The sequence below is a fragment of the Limosilactobacillus galli genome (genome assembly GCF_947381495.1).
Classification (GTDB): domain Bacteria; phylum Bacillota; class Bacilli; order Lactobacillales; family Lactobacillaceae; genus Limosilactobacillus; species Limosilactobacillus galli.
Genome location: NZ_CANCWK010000083.1, coordinates 1 through 1,847 on the forward strand (window position 1 = coordinate 1; position 1,847 = coordinate 1,847).

Below are 1,847 nucleotides of genomic sequence, written 5' to 3' on the forward strand. Positions count from 1 at the left end.
TAAAGGAATGGGAAATCTCATCTCGAGGCGAGTTTCACACTTAGATGCTTTCAGCGTTTATCTCGTCCATACATAGCTACCCAGCGATGCTCCTGGCGGAACAACTGGTACACCAGCGGTATGTCCATCCCGGTCCTCTCGTACTAAGGACAGGTCCTCTCAAATTTCCTACGCCCGCGACGGATAGGGACCGAACTGTCTCACGACGTTCTGAACCCAGCTCGCGTACCGCTTTAATGGGCGAACAGCCCAACCCTTGGGACCGACTACAGCCCCAGGATGCGATGAGCCGACATCGAGGTGCCAAACCTCCCCGTCGATGTGGACTCTTGGGGGAGATAAGCCTGTTATCCCCAGGGTAGCTTTTATCCGTTGAGCGATGGCCCTTCCATGCGGAACCACCGGATCACTAAGCCCGACTTTCGTCCCTGCTCGACCTGTCTGTCTCGCAGTCAAGCTCGCTTGTGCCTTTACACTCTGCGAATGATTTCCAACCATTCTGAGCGAACCTTTGGGCGCCTCCGTTACCTTTTGGGAGGCGACCGCCCCAGTCAAACTGCCCACCTGACACTGTCTCCCAGCACGCTTAGTGCTGCGGGTTAGAGTGGTCATAATGCAAGGGTAGTATCCCACCAGCGCCTCCAGCGAAACTAGCGTTCCGCTTTCTACGGCTCCTACCTATCCTGTACAAGCAGTACAAACACTCAATATCAAGCTACAGTAAAGCTCCATGGGGTCTTTCCGTCCTGTCGCGGGTACCCTGCATCTTCACAGGGATTTCAATTTCACCGAGTCTCTCGTTGAGACAGTGCCCAGATCGTTACGCCTTTCGTGCGGGTCGGAACTTACCCGACAAGGAATTTCGCTACCTTAGGACCGTTATAGTTACGGCCGCCGTTTACTGGGGCTTCAATTCTGAGCTTCGCCGAAGCTAACCCATCCTTTTAACCTTCCAGCACCGGGCAGGCGTCAGCCCCTATACTTCATCTTACGATTTTGCAGAAACCTGTGTTTTTGATAAACAGTCGCCTGGGCCTTTTCACTGCGGCTGGCCTTGCGGCCAGCACCCCTTCTTCCGAAGTTACGGGGTCATTTTGCCGAGTTCCTTAACGAGAGTTCTCTCGCTCACCTTAGGATTCTCTCCTCGACTACCTGTGTCGGTTTGCGGTACGGGCAGTTAACTACTCACTAGAAGCTTTTCTCGGCAGTGTGACATCAGCGACTTCGTTACTAAAAGTTCACTCCTCATCACAGCTTGTCAACCCGAAGTTAAGCATTTGACTCAACTCCTGACTTACTGCTTGACCGCACTCTTCCAATCGTGCGGATCGCTTAGCCTCCTGCGTCCCTCCATCATTCAAACGCAGTTAACTGGTACAGGAATCTCAACCTGTTATCCATCGCCTACGCCTTTCGGCCTCAGCTTAGGTCCCGACTTACCCTGGGAGGACGAGCCTTCCCCAGGAAACCTTAGTCATTCGGTGGACAGGATTCTCACCTGTCTTTCGCTACTCATACCGGCATTCTCACTTCTAAGCGCTCCACCAGTCCTCACGGTCTGACTTCGCCGCCCTTAGAACGCTCTCCTATCACGTGCACAAAGTGCACATCCACAGTTTCGGTAATATGCTTAGCCCCGGTACATTTTCGGCGCAGGATCACTCGACTAGTGAGCTATTACGCACTCTTTAAATGGTGGCTGCTTCTGAGCCAACATCCTAGTTGTCTATGCAACTCCACATCCTTTTCCACTTAGCATATATTTAGGGACCTTAACTGGTGATCTGGGCTGTTCCCCTTTCGACGGTGGATCTTATCACTCATCGTCTGACTCCTGAGTATAAATC

At 52.5% G+C, this 1,847-nt stretch carries 1 rRNA gene; it reads right to left on the reverse strand.

The features are described 5' to 3' along the window. Window positions 1-1,847: ribosomal RNA gene (locus QOS10_RS09205) — 23S ribosomal RNA — on the reverse strand; the annotation flags it as partial.